Here is a 20,002-nt window from a genome sequence, read left to right as displayed (position 1 = left end):
AAGCATCAAATTAATATTTAAGTTAAACTATAAAATGTGAGAAATTTATTCGTATATCGTCGTTCAAATGTGATAAAATGAATTTAATGTCATTAAAGGATGTGTGATTAAATATGATGATTGCAGTCATGTTAATACTCAGTTACCTCGTTGGTGCTTTTCCAAGTGGCTTTGTTGTAGGTAAATTATTTTACAAAAAAGATATTAGACAATTGGGGAGCAAAAATACAGGTGCAACGAATAGTTTCAGAGTACTAGGTAAACCGGCAGGATTTTTAGTGACTTTCCTAGATATGTTTAAAGGTTTTATTGTAGTATTCTTCCCTTTATGGTTCCCTATACACGCAGATGGCCCAGTTAGTTCATTCTTTACAAACGGACTTATTGTTGGTGTATTCGCTATTGCGGGACATGTTTATCCTATATATTTAGGATTTAAAGGTGGTAAAGCAGTTGCAACAAGTGCAGGCGTAATATTCGGTGTTAATCCAATATTATTATTAATACTTGTAGGTATATTCTTTATTATTCTATATTTAACAAAATACGTTTCACTATCTAGTATTACCGCAACGATTTGCTGTGTCATTGGCGCATTATTAATTCGAGACTATATTCTAGTACTCGTTAGCTTTGGCGTTGGATTGTTATTAATCATACGCCATCGTACAAACATCGTTAGAATCTTTAAAGGTGAAGAGCCTAAGATCAAATGGATGTAAATAAATTTAAAGATATTAACAGAGAAAGTGCATTGAGCACGCATCTAATTATGGCTGGAACATATATTTGTTCCAGCTTTTTTGTACTCTATAAGAAATAAATTAAAGGTCAGGCATAAAACCAATAAGTTACTATTAACCAATCTAAGTTCAATACTTACCACTTAATAATACAAAAATTATTTTATAACTTTTCCTTTACATCAATTATACGCCTTTTACTTTTATAAAAACAAGATAAATTTATTTTATTATTAATAATCAAGTTGAATTGACTTATTATAAAAGTGCACAATTTTAATGTTAAAATAGTTCATAACGGGTATGGATATAAATAATGTATTTCATATAGTAAGTGTTCAAAAATATTACGCTACTATAGCGAAAGGAGACTGTATAACGTCATGAATATAGAATTATCAGATGAAGCAGTAAAATGGTTCAAAGATGAATTAGAATTGCCAGAAGAAGGTAAAGTGTTGTTATTTTACGTAAGATACGGTGGCGAATTCCAGTTAAAACAAGGATTCAGCCCAGCATTCACTGTAGATAAAAGAGAAGACATTGAAATTGGTTTTGAGAATGAATTTAATGGGTTTAACATTGCTATTGCTGAGAAAGACTTATGGTACTTCGAGGACAATCACCTTTATATAGATGTAAATGATTCCATTGATGAAATTGCGTATAGCACTAAATAATAAATCTTAAGAAAATATAATTGATCATATAAAGAGGAGCTGGATAGAATCTTAAATTTTTAAGATTCTATCCAGCTCCTCATTTTACAGTTATTTTGTTACTTCGTAAGTTTCCCCTGCTTTGTTTCTTTTTTCAATTTCCTGGTATTTCTCATGCCATTCAGGGAAATATTTATCTAGTCGAATAGGTTTAAAATCACTTTTCTTAATACATGTAAGCGTCGTTGAACCTGTTGTAGCAAGCTCCCCTGCTTCATTATATATTTCATAGCGATAGCAGGATCTCAAACGAGAATATTTTTCTACCCATGTTTTTATTTTGACCTTTTCAGGATATGTAATGGATTTAATATACTTAATATCTAAATCTGTTACTGGTGAAATAATGCCACTATCTTCCATGTCTTTATAACTAAATCCTAATTTATAAATATAGTCTGTTCTAGCTACTTCAAACCAAGTAGGATAGTTACCATGATAAATAAACCCCATTTGATCCGTTTCCTGATAACGAGATTCAATTTCTGTAATACTGTAAATCATCATTTATTCCTCTTTTCAAACATCTTTGCTATTAGCAATATTAACATACAACGTGAAAAATACAGAAACTTTATCGCTCACATAATAAAATAAAGGCTAGGACAATGTTTGCCCTAGCCTTATTTATAGATATAATTTCAAAATATATCTTATGAGTTAGCTAATTTCTTTCTTAGAACAAGTTGTAAGATACCACCGTGACGATAGTAATCTAATTCAACGTTTGAATCGAAACGAGCAATAGCTTCGAATTCTACAACTTCACCACTATCTTTCTTAGCTTGGACTTTAATTAAGTCATGTGGTTTCACATCTTCAGTAATTTCTACTGAGATTTCTTCTGTACCGTCAAGGCCTAAGCTATCTGCTGATTCGCCATCTTTAAATTGTAATGGTAATACACCCATCATAACTAAGTTTGAACGGTGAATTCTTTCATAACTTTGAGCGATAACTGTTTTAACACCTAATAAGTTTGTACCTTTAGCTGCCCAGTCACGAGAAGAACCCATACCGTAATCGTTACCAGCTAGTACTACTAAACCAGTGCCATCTTCTTTATATTTCATAGCTGCATCGTAGATAGGCATTTGTTCACCAGTTGGCCAGTAAGTAGTAAATCCACCTTCTGTACCTGGAGCTAATTGGTTCTTAATACGAATATTAGCAAATGTACCACGTACCATTACTTCATGGTTACCACGACGTGAACCATAAGAGTTGAACTGACGAATAGGTACATTGTGATCTAATAAATATTTACCTGCTGGTGTATCTTTACCAATCGCACCTGCTGGAGAAATATGGTCAGTTGTCACTGAATCACCGAATTTACCCATTACACGTAAACCATTTAATGGTTCGATAGTGCCAGGTTCTTTAGACATATCTTGGAAGAATGTTGGGTTTTGGATGTAAGTAGATTCAGGATCAAAGTCGTAAAGTGGACGATCAGTAACATCGATTTCATTCCACATTTCGTTGTTGTTGTATACAGTTTCATATTCTTCTTTGAATAATTGTGGTGTAACTGCATTATCAACTGTATCTGCAACTTCTTTAATTGATGGCCAGATATCTTTAAGGTAAACATCTTCGCCGTCTTTACCTTTACCTAATGGTTCGTTTTGTAAGTCGATATCTACAGTTCCCGCTAAAGCATACGCTACTACTAATTGCGGTGATGCTAAGTAGTTCGCTTTTACTAATGGATGGATACGACCTTCGAAGTTACGGTTACCAGATAATACTGAAGTAACAAGTAAGTCTTCGTCAGCAATTGCTTTTTCAATTTCTTCCATCAATGGACCTGAGTTACCGATACAAGTTGTACAACCGTAACCAACTAAGTTAAATCCAAGTTGATCTAAATAAGTTTGTAAACCTGAATCTCTTAGGTAACCTGTAACAACTTTTGAACCAGGTGCTAGTGATGTTTTTACGAAATCAGGTACTTCTAAGCCTTTTTCTACAGCTTTTTTCGCTACTAATCCTGCACCTAACATTACATATGGGTTAGATGTATTAGTACATGACGTAATTGCGGCAATCGCAATGTCACCTGTTTTCATTGTTGAAGTATGACCGTCATTGAATTTGATTTCTGCAGTTTTATCAAATTCTTCTTCTGTTAATCCATGTCCTTGGTTACCAGCTGGAGCTGTAACTGATTTTTCGAATTCTTCTTTCATATCACTTAAGAAGATTAAATCTTGTGGACGTTTTGGACCTGATAATGAAGCTTCTACAGTAGATAAATCTAAATCAACAACGTCAGTATATTCTGGTTCGTCATTATCTACAGTAAAGAACATATCATTTTCAGTTAAGTATGTTTTTACAAGATCGATTTGTTCATCAGAACGACCTGTTAAACGCATATATTTTAATGCTTCTTCATCAACTGGGAAGAAACCACAAGTAGCACCATATTCTGGAGCCATGTTAGCAATTGTTGCACGGTCAGCTAATGGTAAGTGTTGTACACCAGGACCGAAGAATTCAACAAATTTACCAACTACGCCTTTTTTACGTAATTCTTGAGTTACGCGTAATGCTAAGTCAGTAGCTGTAGAACCTTGTGGTAATGCGTTAGTTAATCTTACACCAATAACTTCTGGAATTGGGAAATATGAAGGTTGTCCAAGCATACCTGCTTCGGCTTCGATACCGCCGACACCCCAACCTAATACACCAAGACCGTTAATCATAGTTGTATGAGAGTCAGTACCTACAAGTGTATCTGGGAAAGCAACTGTTTCACCTTCGTCTTCACGTGCGTGAACAACATTTGCTAAATACTCTAAGTTAACTTGGTGTACGATACCTGTTGCAGGTGGTACAGCGCTATAGTTATTAAATGCTTTTGTAGCCCAGTTTAAGAATTGGTAACGTTCATAGTTTCTTTCGAATTCTAATTTCATGTTACGTTCTAATGCATCTGGGTTTGCGTAACTATCAACTTGTACAGAGTGGTCGATAACTAAGTCAACTGGTACTTCTGGGTTGATTTTGTTTAAGTCCCCACCTACGTCGTTCATAGCTTTACGTAATGAAGCTAAATCAACTACGGCTGGAACACCAGTGAAGTCTTGTAAAATAACTCGTGAAGGTTTGAATGGTACTTCGCCCTTAGAACCCTCAGCAAAGTTAGATAATGATTTAATATGTTCATCAGTAATTACAAAGCCATCTTCTTGTCTTAACACAGATTCTAAAAGAACTCTGATTGAATATGGCAATTTAGAAATTTTAGTCAAACCTTGTTCTTCTAAAGTTTTTAAATCATAGTAAGTATACGATTTACCATTAAGGTCGAACGACTTTTTAGCTTGTTGCTTAATATTAGAAGCCATAATATTCCCCCTGAAAATTTTTAAAATATAAAGTTGTTACCTAAATTGTATAATTATATAACGTTTAAAACAACTGAATTACCTAAGAAACTATGTATTTTTGTATTTGAATTTTAAATAGGTACATATAACAAAAACTTATCACTAATCATGTGTGTAATAAGTTATTATTATTAATTGATAATCATTTTCAGTTAAATAATAAATGATGCTGCTTTAATTTCTTTGAAACTGAACTTTTACATTTTGATTTTTGATTATTTTAAGTATTGGTATAAAAAAATCCTAGAAGATTAAAGTAATCTTCTAGGATTTCTCTATTAGAATCTAGGATCTTCCCAGTCTCATTAAGTTATTATTTTTCTGAGTGTTCTTCGTATTTTTCTGCATTTCTTAATGAACTACGTCTTTCAATAATATCATCTTCATAATCATCTTGTTGATGTTGAACGTAATCTTGTAAACGATGTTTATTCGGCGTTAGTGTTAAGCCTAAGAATTTACGTTCTTGGTTCGCATCTTTATAGAATGATATCATCATCATTATTACTACAAAGGAGAACGGCAAGGCACTGATAATCGCAGCACTTTGTATAGCGTTTAATGCTTTAGTACCATCTCCGCCACCAGCTAATAATAATACGAATGCGATAAGTGATTGAGCAATACCCCAAGTTACTTTGACAACATTAGATGGTTCTAATGATCCGTAACTTGTTTGCATTCCTAATACGAACGTAGCTGAATCGGCTGAAGTAATAAAGAATGAACCAATTAATAGTAAGGCAATAATTGATAAAATCATGCCTAAAGGTAAATGATGGAATACCCCGAATAATTGAGTTTCTGGTGTCATTTCAAATAATTTAGGGTGTTTTTTACCTGATTCAATACCAAGTACACCAAACACACTGAACCAAATGAAACTTACGAGAGCTGGAACTAAAAGAACACCTGCGATAAACTCACGAATTGAACGTCCTTTTGATACACGTGCGATGAAAATACCAACGAATGGGCTCCAGCTTAACCACCAACCCCAGTAGTATAATGTCCAACTAGACATCCATTTTTGTTTCTGAGGGTTTTGTGCGGCAGTATCAAATGTATTTAATAAAAATGAATTTAATAGACTACCTGTTGAGCTTGTCATCATGTTTAAGATTAATACTGTAGGGCCGATAATTAATACCGCAATCATTAAAATGGCACCTAAGCTGATATTCAAGTTACTTAAATATTGAATACCTTTACTTAAACCAGACCAAGCACTCATTAAGAATAAAATTGTAACAATTAAAATAATGATGGCTTGTACCCATACATTGTTTGGGATATCAAATAAGTAGTTTAGTCCACCATTGATTTGTAATGCACCCATACCTAGTGATACGGCTACACCTACGACTGTAGCAAATACTGCTAAAACATCAATGATTGTCCCTATTGGACCTTCTACTTTATTACCTAAAATAGGGCGTAATGTTCTTGAAATCAGTCCTGGTTCTCCCTTTCTAAATTGTGCATAAGCAAGTGCTAATGCTACTACACCATAAATTGCCCATGCATGGAATCCCCAATGGAAGAAAGTTGAACGTAAAGCTTCAGTGTACGCCGCTTTAGTTTTAGGATCTGCACTTGGAGGTGCTGCGAAGTCTGACATTGGTTCTGCAGCGCCATAGAATACAAGTCCAATTCCCATACCTGCACTGAATAACATTGCAAACCATGAAATCGTGTTAAACTCTGGCTTGTCGTTCGGTTTACCGAGTTTCAGCTTTCCAATTGGGCTAAAGATTAGGAAAATACAGAAGAATACAATAAACGTAGTAAGAATTAAGTAATACCATCCAAGGTTAGTAGTAATCCATAGCTTAATCTTGTTAGTAACTGTGTCGAATTGAGTTGGTAAAAAAGCACCAATCAAAACAACAATCGCAACAACGATTGCACTATAGATAAAAACAGGAGATATCTTCTTACCGCTTACTTGTTTATCAGAAGAATTCATAATTAATTACTCCCTTTCTTATTCATATGAAATTTTTTAAAATCTAAGCAGAAAAATTGCAAACACTAAACAATTCTACTTTCGATTAACCATTAATTAGAATAACAAACCGAAGTATTATAATCAAATTTAGGTAAAAAAACTATTTTCTTAATATTTCATATGTTGTATAATCAATTTTATATTTTTTAGTTAAGAAAGGATCAGTGTATGTTTAAAGAATTCAAAGAGTTTGCATTTAAAGGTAATGTATTAGAATTAGCAATTGCGGTTGTTATGGGGGCTGCCTTTAATAAAATAGTGACAGCTTTAGTTACATATATCATCATGCCTTTAATCGGATTAATATTTGGTACAGTTAATTTTGCTAAAAGCTGGTCATTTATGGGCATTAAATATGGGATGTTTGTGCAATCTATTATCGATTTTATCATTATTGCTTTTGCATTATTCATCTTCGTAAAAATTGCTAGTACCATTATGAAAAAAGAAGAAGAAACTGAAGAAATTGACGAAAATACAGTGTTGTTAACTGAAATTCGTGACTTATTACGAGAGAAAAATAATTAGAGGTAAAGCGGGAGTGGCACAGAAATCGAATTTTCTAATAGAGATTTCGTAGTCCCACCCCAATAATGATGTCTAGGATTGAAAAAAGCTTGATCTAAGCGTATTTTCAATTCAGATATCTACTGCCAAGTTGAAAAGAGTCTGAGACACCTATTTTTGTCTCAGACTCTCTTTATTTTATATAAAGGAATATTATTAAATCACTGCATTTTGAAACGCGTTGTACTATGATATTGCTTTGTTTCTACTTCTAAAATCAATGGGATACGTTGTTTTAATTCGCTCACATGAGATATGATGCCAACCATTCTACCTGTTGATTTTAAACCAACTAATGTATCTAAAGCTGTCTCTAGTGTTTCTTGATCTAAAGTACCGAATCCTTCGTCAACAAACATTGAATCAAGAGATATACCTCCCGATTCCTCTTGGACGACTTCACTTAGCCCAAGCGCTAAAGCTAAAGAAGCTTGGAAAGTTTCACCGCCTGATAATGAAGTAATATGACGTGAACGATTTGAATGATTATCAAAAACATCAATTTCTAACCCACTGTAACCTTGAGAAACTTGTTGACGTCTAACTAACTGATATCTTTGTCCTGACATTATATCTAAACGTTTATTAGCTTGAATAAGTATACGTTGTAAATAATGAATTAAAACGTAATTTTCTAAAGTTAGCTTTTGTGGATTCTTTCCTGATAATACTTCTGACAATTGGAATATCTCTTGTTGTTCTTTTAAATCTTCTTCTAACTTTTCCACCATTTGTTTAATAATTTTTATTTTTGTCTCATTAAATTCTACTTTATATTCATGTTGGCTGAGTTGTGAGGCAATTTGTTCATATGATTGTTGCTGTTCTTGTAGTTGTGATTTTAGTTGAGTAATATCTTCTAATTGTTCATTTTCTGTTTGTTTTTTCAATTGCTCAATTTCTATTTCAAGCGTCTGTCTATTCTTCTTATATTGTTCAATTGTGCGTTCCAATTTATCTTTTTCAGGTAAACGTTCCATTACGATTTTTATCTGATCAATAGAATCAAAGCCAATTTTTTTCATCTCTGAATTGATTTGGTTATCCATTTGTTTTAATTCTGCTTTTGTTTCAGAAACGTTTTGACTTAGAAAATGAACATTGTTCTGTTCAATTGATAATTTGTTAGTTAAATTTTGCACAGTGCGCTCTAGTTCAGATAAGGACGTGTCATAGTCTTGTACAGTTTTCAACTCGTGCTTATAATTTTGTACAAATAACGTTACGTCTTGGTATTGTGTTGTTTTTTCAAAATCTTGTATAGTAATTTCGTTTTGTTTGATTTCATGATCGATATTTTTTAATTTCAATTGTGAATCATGTTCAGCTTGATTAAGTTGTTGTAAATGCTCTTTGAGTTGCTCGACTTGTTTATTTTCTTCATTTAACTGCCGTTTCTCATTTTCTTTATTTTGAAGTTGATTTTCTAAGTCATCAGTTTTTGTGTCTGTTTTGATATCTGTTTCGAACTTTGATAGTTGCTCCCTTTTTATACGTAATTCACTCTCGTATTGAATTTTTTTATTTTGTTGTTGATTTAATAAATTTTCTAATTCTGCAATCTCTTGATGTCTTTTCGATATGTCTTCAAAATCAACATGTTGTTCAACTTCTGTTACTTCATGACCACAAATAGGACATTGCTCACCTACTTCTATAGCAGATTGTATATTGGCTATAATTTCTTGTTTATTATTTAAATCAATATTAGATTTATCAATTGATGCATATTTATCTTTTAAAAATTGGATTTCATTTAAACTTTGTTCTAATTTTTCTTCAATTTGTATTGTTTCTTCTGCTAATTGTTGATGTTCTTCTTTTCTTTTATCTATTTGTTTTAATTCATTAATATGGCTAGTCAATTTATAAATCTCTTCATTTAAACTTTCAATTTTCGAATAATCTGCTTTCCTATTATTCAATTTATTTTTTTGCTCATTCAATTTATTTTGCTGTTGCTGATACTTATTCGCCATTTCATCATATGTTTCAGTTAATTGTTTTAAGCTATGATATGATGTTTGATATTTTTGAGCATTTTCATAAAATAATTTGCACTGATTTAAAAATTCTCTTTTTTTCTCAATTTCCTCATTATTTGTCTTATATTGATTTAATTCTATTGAATGCGTTTCTAGTTGTTTCGAAATATCAATAACAATATTTTGCTTTTCTTCTAATTCAGTTGTTGTCTTTGCAGTTTTGTCTAATAACTTTTGCTGGGTATCAACAAGTGTTGCAATAGGTCTTACTTCGTTAAGTTCTTTAACTAATTTTTCTTTTGTCTTTATCTCTGATTCTTCAGTTATTAGTTTTTCGTACTCTTCATTTTTAGTTTTTAAATTTTTAAATGCCTCTTCTAACTTTAAATTTTTTTCTAATTTAATTTCAGCATCTTTAAGCATTTTACTTTGAAAGTCTTTTTGTTGTTTTAATTCGTTCTTAATTGAGTGACCTATTTCAGTATATTCTGGTAATAATTCTAGTATTTTTTGTGTCTGTCTAGCTGTGATTTGTTTATGCGCATTCAGTATTTCATTATCAAAAGTATTGATTTCTTGCCAATTTGATTCTAATAATTGATATTGTTGTTCGATATGGGACTTTACTTCATTAATGTCCTCAGATAATTTATTTTGAATATCTACGAATCGTTGACTATTAAATAACGTTCTTAATATCTCTTGTTTCTCTGAACTTTTAGAAAGTAAAAATCTCTTGAATTCACCTTGAGGCAAAATAAATAACTGACGAAATTGTTCAACGTTAACACCTAACAAATCAATTAGATAGCGTTTTCCACTACTAATTTTGCTTTCTATCAATTTATATTGATTATCCACCAATTCATAAATTGATAATTGACCTAATGTTGGGCTTTTATTTCCTTCTTTATGGAAAGCATCTTGGCGAATGATTTTAAATTGTTGATTTCTAATCTTAAACTCGAATTCTACTATCATTGGTGATTTACCATCTGCGAAATGACTGCGTAATTCTCCTTCTTTTCTATCTTTAGTTGAGGCCTCACCAAATAATGCAAACACAATAGCATCGAAAATCATTGTTTTCCCTGATCCAGTCTTTCCACTAATTAAAAACAAATGATTTTCTTGTAACTGTCGAAAGTCTATCGTTTCATTTAAAAAAGGGCCAAAGTTTTTTAATTTAACAACTAATGGTTTCATTTACGCGTCACCTCCATTAAGAAAGTCATTTAATATATAGTTTAATTTATCGTTTTGAGCAGACGTTAACGTTTCATCCGTTATTTCTTCATAAAACTTTTTAATAATCGTTTCGTCTTCAAACTTTTGAATTTCTTCATCTGATTGATAAATAGAAGTATTAAATTCGAATGATTGGTTTGTTAATGCTAAAGTATTTTTATAAATTTGCTTTAAGTGCATCATTGGATCAGTCACATGAGACATATGCTTTAACTTAAAATGCAAATAATTTTCTTTATTTTTTATAGCAAGTCGCTCATGTATAGCATCTTCATAATCACCTTCTACAACTTCCAGTTCTCTCCTAGGTTTTAATGGTATAAACTGATCTTTGATTTGATGTTCCTCTATTTCAACACGTCGATAACCTTTCGCTTGGTTAACTTCTGAAAAAGAATATTGAAGTAAAGAACCACTATAATTAATAAAATCAGAATTAATACTAAATGGATGATGTAAATGACCTAACATGACTTTATCAAACATGTTAAAAGTGTCCTCTTCAACGGATTCCACAGTGCCAATCGTTAAAGGTCTTTCTGATTCAGACCTAATGCCGCCTTGCACTGTTAAATGTCCAATTAATATATTAATATTTTCGTTATTAATTGATTGTTGTATGTATTTCAGGCATTTACTTACTGCTTGTTGATGTGTTGTTATCGAATCATCACTAAAGTAATCCTGAATTTCGTTTATTGTTGCAAATGGCATTGTATAAAAATCAATACCATTTATAGAGATAGGCTTATTCATATCTTCTAGTCGCGTACGAATATAAAATTGTGATCTTTCAAACCAACGTGAACCATAATCTAGTCGTTCTTTACCATCATGATTACCACTAATAATGATTAAAGGAATATGCATTTCTAAATTTAATTTGTTTATTGTTTTTTCAAGCAACTGTATAGCTTCTTTATTTGGATAACTCGTGTCGTACAAATCCCCCGCAATAACAATTACGTCAGGTTGCTCATTGTGCATAGAATTTATAAATTGATCTAAAATATACGCTTGGTCTTCTAATAAAGATTTACCATTAAGTATCTTACCTAAGTGCCAATCACCTGTATGAATAACCTTCATCTTTTCACCTCTTATAGAACGTTTGTTCGTATTAATTTCATTTTATAACATTTTCTTACTCGTTACAAGTACTATATCGAGTTTAAACAAAAAAACTACCAGCCATTTAAGGCTGGTAGATACATCATTACATCTGCTGTTTATTATTTAACTAATGATTTCTTTACTTTTTTAAATTTATAAAGCATGGCTAATCTCCAAGGTACAATCATACAAAATGCTAATAAGAAAAACATACCTGCAACTTCGCCAGGTTCAATTTGGTTACTGACAAAGATTTTAATAACAGTTCGAATTACTAATAAAGAAATTAAAATAATTGGAAAAGCTTTAGAGCGTTTCATATAAATTTCTGTACCGTCTGTTTCAAATCTTGAAGTCCAAATAAGTACAATAGAAAATAAAAATCCTAAGATAATACATTCTAAAATTTCTAAACCTGTTAATCTAAAATACGGAATTACATACATTAATGCACCTGTGGCCATAAAAAATGGTGGTAAAATAATTTTCTTTTCATTGACTGGAAATTTCTGTGCTTTCATACGAATGATTACGACACCAATCCCCATTAAAAAAGCAAAGACAATCGAAAAGACTAAATAGAGCATGCTACACCTTCTTTAAATTTCTATATGTTAAATCACTTTGTTAGTATATCACTTTACACTTTTTAGGTCAGTACCTACTTACTTTATTTCACTATTTACTCACAAATTCACTCTAATATAATTAAAATTTTTCATAGATTAATTTAAAAAGAAAACCTTTCATAGCTACCTAATTTCTAGGAACTGTGAAAGGTTTAATCTCAAAATAAAATTTCGGCTAAATTGATTTTATTATATATTTACATTGTTTGCGTTACATCGTTAGAATTGCATACATCATTTAATAAGTCTCTTAAATAATCCATGTCATGTATTTGCATGGCTTGATGATATTTCTTGAATGAGGCTTCATTAGAAAAATTAATATGCATGTTTGCAAGACGATCTAAAACTTCTTTATCATGCATGGTATAAGCGTCTTTCACTTATTACTACCTCCTTTATGGTTAATTATTATATCAAATATATACTCCGATTTAAAATAATTATTCTGAATATTTAAAATTAAAAAAGCTCGCCGTGATTTTAAACCACGACGAGTCTTATTTCAGCAAATTAATCTCAACATTTTATAACTTTTTTATCTTTATAAAAGGACTTTATTTCACACTAGTCTAAATCGTATTTACTTAAATCTAAATAGCCTGCACTTTCATATGTTGCATGTGTATTATCACCATAATAAACTTTACCAGTATTTTTCATAATTTTAATTTCATACATACCACCAGCGCCAGCTGAATTAGCTAATGAAATTGAGTAATAATCACCTTTATCTACCATACCTTTACCTAATACATCTACGTTCCCGTCTAAATGGAATTCTGTTTCTACACGTTGTAACGCATCATTTTGTAATTCATTTTCACCTTGTGTAGATGCTTGTGCTGGTTGATTAATAAGTAACATCGCTCCTGCAACTAAACTAGCTCCAATTAAACCAAAATTTTTCTTAAACATGTAACATGTTTCCCCTTTCACTTATTTTGTAATCTAAATGTAACATTCTGTAATATTATAGTCAACTAAATGTAATAAATTTATATAAGTTGTATTATTCTGATTAATTTTACACTCAATTAATGATTAATTAAATTTATTTACGAGAGATATTTAATTCTATTCATGAATATACATTAGGCCATTTATAGTTTTAAATGTCGAGTTCTAATTCATTTATTTACAAAGTGAAATTAAACTTGATATAATACTTGGGGTCAGTATATATGATTGGTTTAACCCTTGAAAAAAGGTATAACTTTTAGTAAAATTCATATCGATAGGAAAGTGGGTGAAACAATGCCAGTATGGATCGCTATAATTATCATCGTTTTAGCACTTATTTTAGGATTGGTCGGTGGATTTTTCCTTGCTAGAAAATACATGATGGATTATCTTAAAAAGAACCCACCAATTAACGAAGAAATGTTACGTATGATGATGATGCAAATGGGTCAAAAACCATCACAAAAGAAAATCAACCAAATGATGACAATGATGAATAAAAACCAAGATGCACAATTTAAAAAGGCTAAATAGTCTATGAATAAAGGGATTGAGTGAACTTAAAAAAGTTCGCTCAATCCCATTTTTTTGCCTTAGTAAAAATTTATTTAGCTACATGAAAAATATAATGTATATTATCATTACAATACTGATAGCACTTATAAAATTATTGAAAAATGTTTGTAGTTTTAACTTTTGTATTTTCGTCACTTCTTTTGTCTCTTTTCTGTTAGTGACATATTTTCTATTAATTACATTATATAAATTTATCCAATATTTGTGTATAAAAAAACGATCCGATAGTAAATATCAGACCGTTTTTCAACTTAATTTAAAGTTTTATTTTATATTAATTAAAATGTTTGAATTTGGTTTAATACATTTTCTTTAGTAAAGCCGTATTTTTCTACGACTAAATTGCCTGGAGCACTTGCACCAAATCCATCGATACCAATCACTTTACCTTCTGTTCCAACGTATTTATGCCAACCTAATGGTGATGCCATTTCAATTGCAACACGTTTAGTGATTGAAGAAGGAATGACTGATTCTTTATATTCATCTGATTGTTGATCAAATGCGTGCCAGTTTGGCATTGATACAACACGTACACCTTTTCCTTGAGCTTCAAGATCTTTAGCTGCTTCAATCGCTAAATTAACTTCAGATCCTGTCGCTAATAATAAGAATTCAGGTTCTTGTTTTGATTCAAATACTGTGTAAGCGCCCTTTCTTACACCTTCTTCAACTGTTTCTTTAGATAAGTCCATCGTTGTAAGATTTTGTCTAGTTAAGACAAGAGATGTCGGAGTGCCTTCAGATTCGAGAGCAACTTCCCAAGCAACACGTGTTTCATTACCATCTGCTGGACGGATAACATTCATATTTGGAATTGCTCGTAAACCTGCTAATTGTTCAATAGGTTCATGAGTTGGACCATCTTCACCCACTGCAATTGAATCATGAGTAAAGATAAATGTTGAATTTAATCCCATAATTGATGATAAACGAAGCGCAGGTTTTAAATAGTCACTGAAAACAAAGAATGTAGCCGCATAAGGATGTAAACCACCGTGAGCAGCCATTCCATTTACTGCTGCGCCCATCGCAAATTCACGAACACCAAACCAAATATTTTTACCTTCTGGTGTATCTTTATCAAAGTCAGTTGCTTCTTTTACGTTAGATTTATTTGAACCTGCTAAATCTGCTGAGCCACCGAAGAATGATGGAACTGATTTACTTAAAGCTTGAATAACTTCACCTGAATCAGCACGAGAAGCACCACTATGACCTGCTTCAAATTCTGGTAATTCATCTTTGTAGTTTTGAGGTAATTTACCACTAATAGCTAATTTGAATTCTTCTGCAAGTTCTGGATATTGTTTACTGTATTGTTCTACAAGTTTATCCCAATCATCTTCTTGTTCATTAGCACGTTTTAACATTGTTTGCTGGAATATTTCATAAACCTCATCTGGAACATTAAAACGTTGTTCAGGGTCTAAACCATATTGTTCGAGTGCTAATTTTCTTTCGTCTTCACCTAAAGGTGCACCATGTACCCCATGTGTACCTTGTTTGTTAGGAGCACCAAAGCCGATAACTGTTTTTATTTCAATCATTGTTGGTGCATTTTGTTTTTTAGCTTTTTCAATCGCCTGATCTATCGCATCAATATCGTTACCATCTTCAACTAAAATGTGTTCCCAACCATATGCTTCAAAACGACCTTTAATATCTTCAGAAAATGCTTTATCTAAGTCGCCATCTAAAGAAATATCATTTGAATCATATAGCACAATTAATTTGTCTAGCTGACTATGACCTGCTAATGAAGCAGCTTCATGAGAAATACCTTCCATTAAATCCCCATCAGAAGCAAGTACATAAGTATAATGATCTACAACATTTGCATCTTCTTTATTAAATTTACCTGCTAAATGTTTTTCAGCCATTGCCATACCAACAGACATAGCGAAACCTTGTCCAAGTGGACCCGTTGTAACTTCTACACCGTCTGTATGCTTATATTCAGGATGTCCAGGTGTTTTAGAACCCCATTGTCTAAATTGTTTAAGCTCTTCAAGTTCTAAGCTTCCTGAAACATGCAATAAACTGTAAAGTAAAGCCGATCCATGCCCAGCTGATAACACAAAACGATCTCTATTAAAGAAATCTTTAGATTGTGGATTAAAGTTTAAATGGCGTGTCCATAATGTATATGCCATAGGAGCTGCGCCCATCGGAAGTCCAGGATGCCCTGAATTCGCTTGTTCAACTGCATCGATACTCAAAGCTCTTATTGTATCAATCGCTAATTGATCTTTCTCTCTATTCATCTATATTACTTCCTTTCTACTTGCAAATTTCATAATCATTATACACGATTGATCTTATCTTTAACAAAATAATGTTTATGTTAAAATGCTATCTATTTTTTTGAATCTAATTTTCTCTTAACTTTGTCAGGAGTAACGTCATTCCCTTCTGGGTCAATAACGCGGGTATTTTCAATTTGTTGTTTGAAACTTTTTCTAAAAGAATCTAAATATGCCTTTCTTAATTTAGATTGTTCTTTGGCTTCAGTTTCTGTTAATCCAGTTTCTTTTTTCTTTTTTGCTAATTCATTTATTCGTTTAATATCTACTTGATCTTTGTTACCCATTGTTAACCTCCGTCTTTCATAATATAAAAAATATAACAAAAAAGTGAACGAAACTAAATAGTTTCGCTCACTATCTCCCCAATCCTTAATAATCAAATTGACTTAGAAAAGTTTTAATTCACAGCTAACATCATAGAATGATGATCATGTTCGGTTTCTTTCTTCTCATCTATCGATAATTGATGTTGCAATGAATCTTGTTTAGACACTTGATGATCTTCTAATTCGTACGGATGTTCTGTATTTGCATTATGGTATGCATTTAAGATAAATATACTAAAAATGACCATAGTTACTATCATTACAACTAAATAATTCATAATTTCTTCTTTATATATAGAAAACATTTAACTCACTCCTAGAACGTTTGTTTGTATTTTTAATATACCAGAACGAATGTTCTAAGTCAACACCAAAACGAACAAACGTTTGTAAAAGGTGTTTAAGCATGCTATAATGAAGACAAATTAAATTAGGGAGTGCCTATTATGAAAGAATTAACTAAACGTCAAACTGAAATTTTTGATTTTATTAAGCAAACTGTACAATTAAAAGGTTATCCACCAAGTGTGCGTGAAATTGGAGAAGCAGTCGGATTAGCATCAAGCTCAACTGTACATGGCCATCTATCTCGACTTGAAGAAAAAGGATACATTAAGAGAGACCCGACGAAACCTCGTGCGATAGAAATAGTAAGCGAACAGTTAGGCGAACCAATCAACATGGAAGAAACAATTCATGTTCCTGTTATTGGTAAAGTCACTGCCGGTATTCCAATCACTGCAGTAGAAAATGTTGAAGAATACTTCCCGTTACCAGAACACTTCACATCAACACATAACAGTGATATTTTTATATTAAATGTCATAGGTGATAGTATGATAGAAGCTGGAATTTTAGATGGAGATAGAGTAATCGTTAGAAGTCAAACAATCGCTGAAAATGGTGATATCATAGTGGCTATGACAGAAGAAAATGAAGCGACAGTTAAACGTTTCTACAAAGAAAAAACACGCTATCGTTTACAACCTGAGAATTCAACGATGGAACCAATTTATTTAGAACAAGTGACAGTATTAGGAAAAGTAGTAGGTCTCTTTAGAGAAATGTAATACTGCAAATAAGATATAAAGACACTCTCAAAAAACAAAGAGGTTGAGCGTTATGCTCAACCTCTTATTTTTCATCTTTAATTTCTAAAACTTCTTTTACTTTTTCTAATATATCTTCTGTTTTTTCTTCTTTGTTTGTAGACATATCTTTCTCATCCTCACAAAAGAAATGATACCCATTCAAATTTTCATTTAAACATTAACCGGTATAATCTTCAGTCCAATATGGCTGACGCTCATCATTAAAGTCACTGCCTACCCCTAATGTTTTAAACTTACGATTTAAGATATTTTTCCTATGTCCTAATGAGTTCATTAAGCCTTGATGAGCAAATATACTACTTGTTTGGCCATATGCTAAATTTTCTCCAGCCGTATTAAACTCATGGCCATCCGCTTCCATTCGGTCAAATGGAGATTCTCCTGATTGATTATCATGAGCAAAATATTGATGCTCTGCCATATCTTCACTGTGTTTTCTCGCAGTATCAGATATGCCTGAACTATAATCTAATGTCGAAATACCATGTTGTACTCTTTCCGCATTTACGAGATCAAAGTTCTGTAATTCAAAGCTTTTAGCTAAATTATCTGAAGGTGCACCATATTGTTGTTGTAAACGATTTTCCATTTGATCACTCACTTGGAGCATCGCCGTTAAATTATTGTCATTATGTTCATCATAAAATGCAGTTGTATAAATTTTATTATCATGGAATGTATCATATTCTTTATCTTTTATTTCATATCTTACGAAACCTTTTCTCTTGGCATCTATCGGTTGACCTAACCTATTTCTCACTTTGTCTTTCGGTGTACCATACTTAATCTTTGATTTAGAAGAGATGACATTCTGATTACTATATAAAGCGTTAACTTTATTATCTATATAACTTACCATCACAAATGAACGATAATTATCGTTATAGTAAGTATACCAATTTGTACCATATTCATTTGACGTTACGCGTTTAGCTTTACCTAAATTACGTTCTACTTTACTTTTCGACATATGCATTTGAATATTGTTAAAAGCAAATGCTTGTTTTTCAGGTACTTTTAAAGTCTTTTGAGGTTCTGACGTATCTGATGTCCAACTTGCCACATGAGACTTCACTTGTTGTTCAAATGATTGAATTGGTTTAGGTTCCTTTATAGGTATAATTAACACAATGAGTAACAATGCGACTACATATAATACAAACTTTTTAATCGTTTACACCTTCTCTATGGAATTAGTCTCTATCCCCATTGAAAATTGAATTACGAACAATTACATAGTCTACTTTTCTAAGTGAATTTAAATCTTTCCCACCTGCGTATGAAATTGAACTTTGTAAATCTTGTTGCATTTCAATTAAAGTATCATTTAATGAACCTTTATGTTCAACAAACATTTTTTTACCTTCAACGTTTTTATGTTCACCTTTTTGGAACTCTGATGCACTACCGAAGTATTCTTTATACAATTTTCCATCTAATTCAACAGTTTCACCAGGTGATTCTTCATGCGCGGCAAATAGTGAGCCAATCATTACCATTGAAGCTCCGAAACGAATTGATTTTGCAATATCACCGTGTGTTCTAAGACCACCATCAGCGATAATTGGTTTACGAGCTGCTTTACTACACAGGTTAAGTGCAGATAACTGCCAACCGCCTGTTCCAAATCCTGTTTTAATTTTTGTAATACAAACTCGCCCTGGACCGATACCTACTTTCGTTGCATCAGCACCAGCATTTTCTAGTTCACGAACGCCTTCAGGTGTACCCACGTTACCTGCAATAACAAAACTTTCTGGAAGATGTTGTTTAATATGTTTAATCATATTGATTACAGAATCTGAATGACCGTGGGCGATATCAATTGTAATATATTCAGGCACTAAGTTTTCACTAGCTAATTCTTTAATAAAATCAAATTCACGTGCTTTTACCCCAACTGAAATTGAAGCAAATAATCCGTTTTCTTGCATTTCTTTAATGAAATTATTTCTTTTATCTTCTTCAAAACGGTGCATGATATAGAAATAATCGTGTTCAGCAAACCATTTTGCTAGTGATTCATTCATAACTGTTTGCATATTTGCAGGTACTACTGGTAATTTAAATTTTCTTGGACCAAACTCTACTGTAGTATCACATTCACTTCTACTTTCAACGATACATTTATTTGGTATTAATTGTATATCTTCGTAATCAAATATTTTCATAGTATAGAAACCCCAATCTCTTAATTATTAATATTGTTTGGCAAATTCGTTCAATTATTTATTAATTGTCGCTCAGTCTTACACATTCTGGCTCAATTTCTAAATAAAACTATATCTCTTCTTAACCAT

18 protein-coding genes are annotated in these 20,002 nt (G+C 31.9%); 5 read left to right on the top strand and 13 right to left on the bottom strand.

Features of this window, described 5'->3' with window-relative positions:
• Positions 1–113: 113 nt before the first annotated feature.
• Both plsY and QQM35_RS08015 read left to right on the top strand, forming a co-directional pair.
• Positions 114–722, top strand: coding sequence for a glycerol-3-phosphate 1-O-acyltransferase PlsY (plsY, locus tag QQM35_RS08020; RefSeq protein ID WP_251516774.1), 609 nt, complete (start codon positions 114–116; stop codon positions 720–722).
• A gap of 404 nt (positions 723–1,126) precedes the next feature.
• Positions 1,127–1,423 carry a HesB/YadR/YfhF family protein gene (locus QQM35_RS08015; RefSeq protein ID WP_251516772.1) on the top strand — a complete coding sequence of 99 codons (297 nt, stop codon included), beginning with the start codon at positions 1,127–1,129 and terminating at the stop codon, positions 1,421–1,423.
• A 90-nt stretch (positions 1,424–1,513) separates the two neighbouring features.
• Here QQM35_RS08015 and menI read toward each other — a convergent pair whose 3' ends face one another.
• The 3 genes from menI to QQM35_RS08000 form a co-directional block, all read right to left on the bottom strand.
• Positions 1,514–1,966: a 1,4-dihydroxy-2-naphthoyl-CoA hydrolase MenI gene (gene menI / locus QQM35_RS08010; protein ID WP_251519025.1), complete on the bottom strand. Its 453-nt coding sequence runs from the start codon at positions 1,964–1,966 to the stop codon at positions 1,514–1,516.
• A gap of 149 nt (positions 1,967–2,115) precedes the next feature.
• Entirely contained in the window at positions 2,116–4,821 is a 2,706-nt protein-coding gene (acnA, locus tag QQM35_RS08005) for an aconitate hydratase AcnA (RefSeq protein WP_251942994.1), read from the bottom strand.
• Between the two features lie 355 nt (positions 4,822–5,176).
• Complete coding sequence (locus tag QQM35_RS08000; RefSeq protein WP_251516768.1) at positions 5,177–6,832, bottom strand: glycine betaine uptake BCCT transporter; 1,656 nt, start codon at positions 6,830–6,832, stop codon at positions 5,177–5,179.
• A gap of 210 nt (positions 6,833–7,042) precedes the next feature.
• Here QQM35_RS08000 and mscL point away from each other — a divergent pair, with 210 nt between their 5' ends.
• The gene (gene mscL, locus QQM35_RS07995; protein ID WP_251516766.1) at positions 7,043–7,402 is read left to right on the top strand and encodes a large conductance mechanosensitive channel protein MscL; all 360 of its coding nucleotides are present in this window, start codon (positions 7,043–7,045) and stop codon (positions 7,400–7,402) included.
• 200 nt (positions 7,403–7,602) lie between these two features.
• Here the strand turns inward: mscL and sbcC are convergent, their stop codons facing one another.
• The 5 genes from sbcC to QQM35_RS07970 all read right to left on the bottom strand — a co-directional run bounded on the left by sbcC (position 7,603) and on the right by QQM35_RS07970 (position 13,334).
• Entirely contained in the window at positions 7,603–10,632 is a 3,030-nt protein-coding gene (sbcC, locus tag QQM35_RS07990; protein ID WP_342610312.1) for an exonuclease subunit SbcC, read from the bottom strand.
• The gene (sbcD, locus tag QQM35_RS07985; protein ID WP_251516762.1) at positions 10,633–11,763 is read right to left on the bottom strand and encodes an exonuclease subunit SbcD; all 1,131 of its coding nucleotides are present in this window, start codon (positions 11,761–11,763) and stop codon (positions 10,633–10,635) included.
• A 143-nt stretch (positions 11,764–11,906) separates the two neighbouring features.
• On the bottom strand, positions 11,907–12,374 hold the full coding sequence (locus tag QQM35_RS07980; RefSeq protein ID WP_251516760.1) for a CcdC family protein: 468 nt from the start codon (positions 12,372–12,374) through the stop codon (positions 11,907–11,909).
• A 239-nt stretch (positions 12,375–12,613) separates the two neighbouring features.
• Positions 12,614–12,799 carry a hypothetical protein gene (locus QQM35_RS07975; RefSeq protein ID WP_251516758.1) on the bottom strand — a complete coding sequence of 62 codons (186 nt, stop codon included), beginning with the start codon at positions 12,797–12,799 and terminating at the stop codon, positions 12,614–12,616.
• A gap of 184 nt (positions 12,800–12,983) precedes the next feature.
• Positions 12,984–13,334, bottom strand: a complete 351-nt coding sequence (locus QQM35_RS07970) for a hypothetical protein (RefSeq protein WP_342610311.1) — start codon at positions 13,332–13,334, stop codon at positions 12,984–12,986.
• A gap of 339 nt (positions 13,335–13,673) precedes the next feature.
• Between QQM35_RS07970 and QQM35_RS07965 the strand changes: the two genes are divergently transcribed.
• Positions 13,674–13,913 carry a YneF family protein gene (locus QQM35_RS07965; protein ID WP_251516754.1) on the top strand — a complete coding sequence of 80 codons (240 nt, stop codon included), beginning with the start codon at positions 13,674–13,676 and terminating at the stop codon, positions 13,911–13,913.
• Positions 13,914–14,233: 320 nt separating this feature from the next.
• Here the strand turns inward: QQM35_RS07965 and tkt are convergent, their stop codons facing one another.
• From tkt to sosA, 3 genes are all read right to left on the bottom strand, one after another.
• A complete protein-coding gene (tkt, locus tag QQM35_RS07960) occupies positions 14,234–16,222 on the bottom strand; it encodes a transketolase (RefSeq protein ID WP_251943000.1) in 1,989 nt (662 codons plus the stop codon).
• 92 nt (positions 16,223–16,314) lie between these two features.
• Positions 16,315–16,548, bottom strand: coding sequence for a DUF896 domain-containing protein (locus tag QQM35_RS07955; RefSeq protein ID WP_251516750.1), 234 nt, complete (start codon positions 16,546–16,548; stop codon positions 16,315–16,317).
• Between the two features lie 113 nt (positions 16,549–16,661).
• Positions 16,662–16,895: a DNA damage-induced cell division inhibitor SosA gene (gene sosA / locus QQM35_RS07950; RefSeq protein WP_251516748.1), complete on the bottom strand. Its 234-nt coding sequence runs from the start codon at positions 16,893–16,895 to the stop codon at positions 16,662–16,664.
• A 141-nt stretch (positions 16,896–17,036) separates the two neighbouring features.
• Between sosA and lexA the strand changes: the two genes are divergently transcribed.
• Positions 17,037–17,660 carry a transcriptional repressor LexA gene (gene lexA / locus QQM35_RS07945; RefSeq protein WP_251516746.1) on the top strand — a complete coding sequence of 208 codons (624 nt, stop codon included), beginning with the start codon at positions 17,037–17,039 and terminating at the stop codon, positions 17,658–17,660.
• A gap of 199 nt (positions 17,661–17,859) precedes the next feature.
• Here the strand turns inward: lexA and QQM35_RS07940 are convergent, their stop codons facing one another.
• Together QQM35_RS07940 and guaC are read right to left on the bottom strand one after the other, a co-directional pair.
• Entirely contained in the window at positions 17,860–18,843 is a 984-nt protein-coding gene (locus tag QQM35_RS07940) for a CAP-associated domain-containing protein (RefSeq protein WP_418128581.1), read from the bottom strand.
• 52 nt (positions 18,844–18,895) lie between these two features.
• Complete coding sequence (gene guaC / locus QQM35_RS07935) at positions 18,896–19,873, bottom strand: GMP reductase (RefSeq protein ID WP_251516744.1); 978 nt, start codon at positions 19,871–19,873, stop codon at positions 18,896–18,898.
• Positions 19,874–20,002 lie beyond the last annotated feature (129 nt).

Origin of the sequence: Staphylococcus hsinchuensis (assembly GCF_038789205.1) — a bacterium.
GTDB classification, from domain to species: Bacteria; Bacillota; Bacilli; order Staphylococcales; family Staphylococcaceae; genus Staphylococcus; species Staphylococcus hsinchuensis.
This window is presented reverse-complemented; position numbering and strand designations above follow the sequence as displayed.

Coding starts and splice junctions, on each gene's coding strand:
- plsY (WP_251516774.1), top strand. CDS start 114: ATGATGATTGCAGTCATGTTAATACTCAGTTACCTCGTTGGTGCTTTT.
- QQM35_RS08015 (WP_251516772.1), top strand. CDS start 1,127: ATGAATATAGAATTATCAGATGAAGCAGTAAAATGGTTCAAAGATGAA.
- menI (WP_251519025.1), bottom strand. CDS start 1,966: ATGATTTACAGTATTACAGAAATTGAATCTCGTTATCAGGAAACGGAT.
- acnA (WP_251942994.1), bottom strand. CDS start 4,821: ATGGCTTCTAATATTAAGCAACAAGCTAAAAAGTCGTTCGACCTTAAT.
- QQM35_RS08000 (WP_251516768.1), bottom strand. CDS start 6,832: ATGAATTCTTCTGATAAACAAGTAAGCGGTAAGAAGATATCTCCTGTT.
- mscL (WP_251516766.1), top strand. CDS start 7,043: ATGTTTAAAGAATTCAAAGAGTTTGCATTTAAAGGTAATGTATTAGAA.
- sbcC (WP_342610312.1), bottom strand. CDS start 10,632: ATGAAACCATTAGTTGTTAAATTAAAAAACTTTGGCCCTTTTTTAAAT.
- sbcD (WP_251516762.1), bottom strand. CDS start 11,763: ATGAAGGTTATTCATACAGGTGATTGGCACTTAGGTAAGATACTTAAT.
- QQM35_RS07980 (WP_251516760.1), bottom strand. CDS start 12,374: ATGCTCTATTTAGTCTTTTCGATTGTCTTTGCTTTTTTAATGGGGATT.
- QQM35_RS07970 (WP_342610311.1), bottom strand. CDS start 13,334: ATGTTTAAGAAAAATTTTGGTTTAATTGGAGCTAGTTTAGTTGCAGGA.
- QQM35_RS07965 (WP_251516754.1), top strand. CDS start 13,674: ATGCCAGTATGGATCGCTATAATTATCATCGTTTTAGCACTTATTTTA.
- tkt (WP_251943000.1), bottom strand. CDS start 16,222: ATGAATAGAGAGAAAGATCAATTAGCGATTGATACAATAAGAGCTTTG.
- QQM35_RS07955 (WP_251516750.1), bottom strand. CDS start 16,548: ATGGGTAACAAAGATCAAGTAGATATTAAACGAATAAATGAATTAGCA.
- sosA (WP_251516748.1), bottom strand. CDS start 16,895: ATGTTTTCTATATATAAAGAAGAAATTATGAATTATTTAGTTGTAATG.
- lexA (WP_251516746.1), top strand. CDS start 17,037: ATGAAAGAATTAACTAAACGTCAAACTGAAATTTTTGATTTTATTAAG.
- guaC (WP_251516744.1), bottom strand. CDS start 19,873: ATGAAAATATTTGATTACGAAGATATACAATTAATACCAAATAAATGT.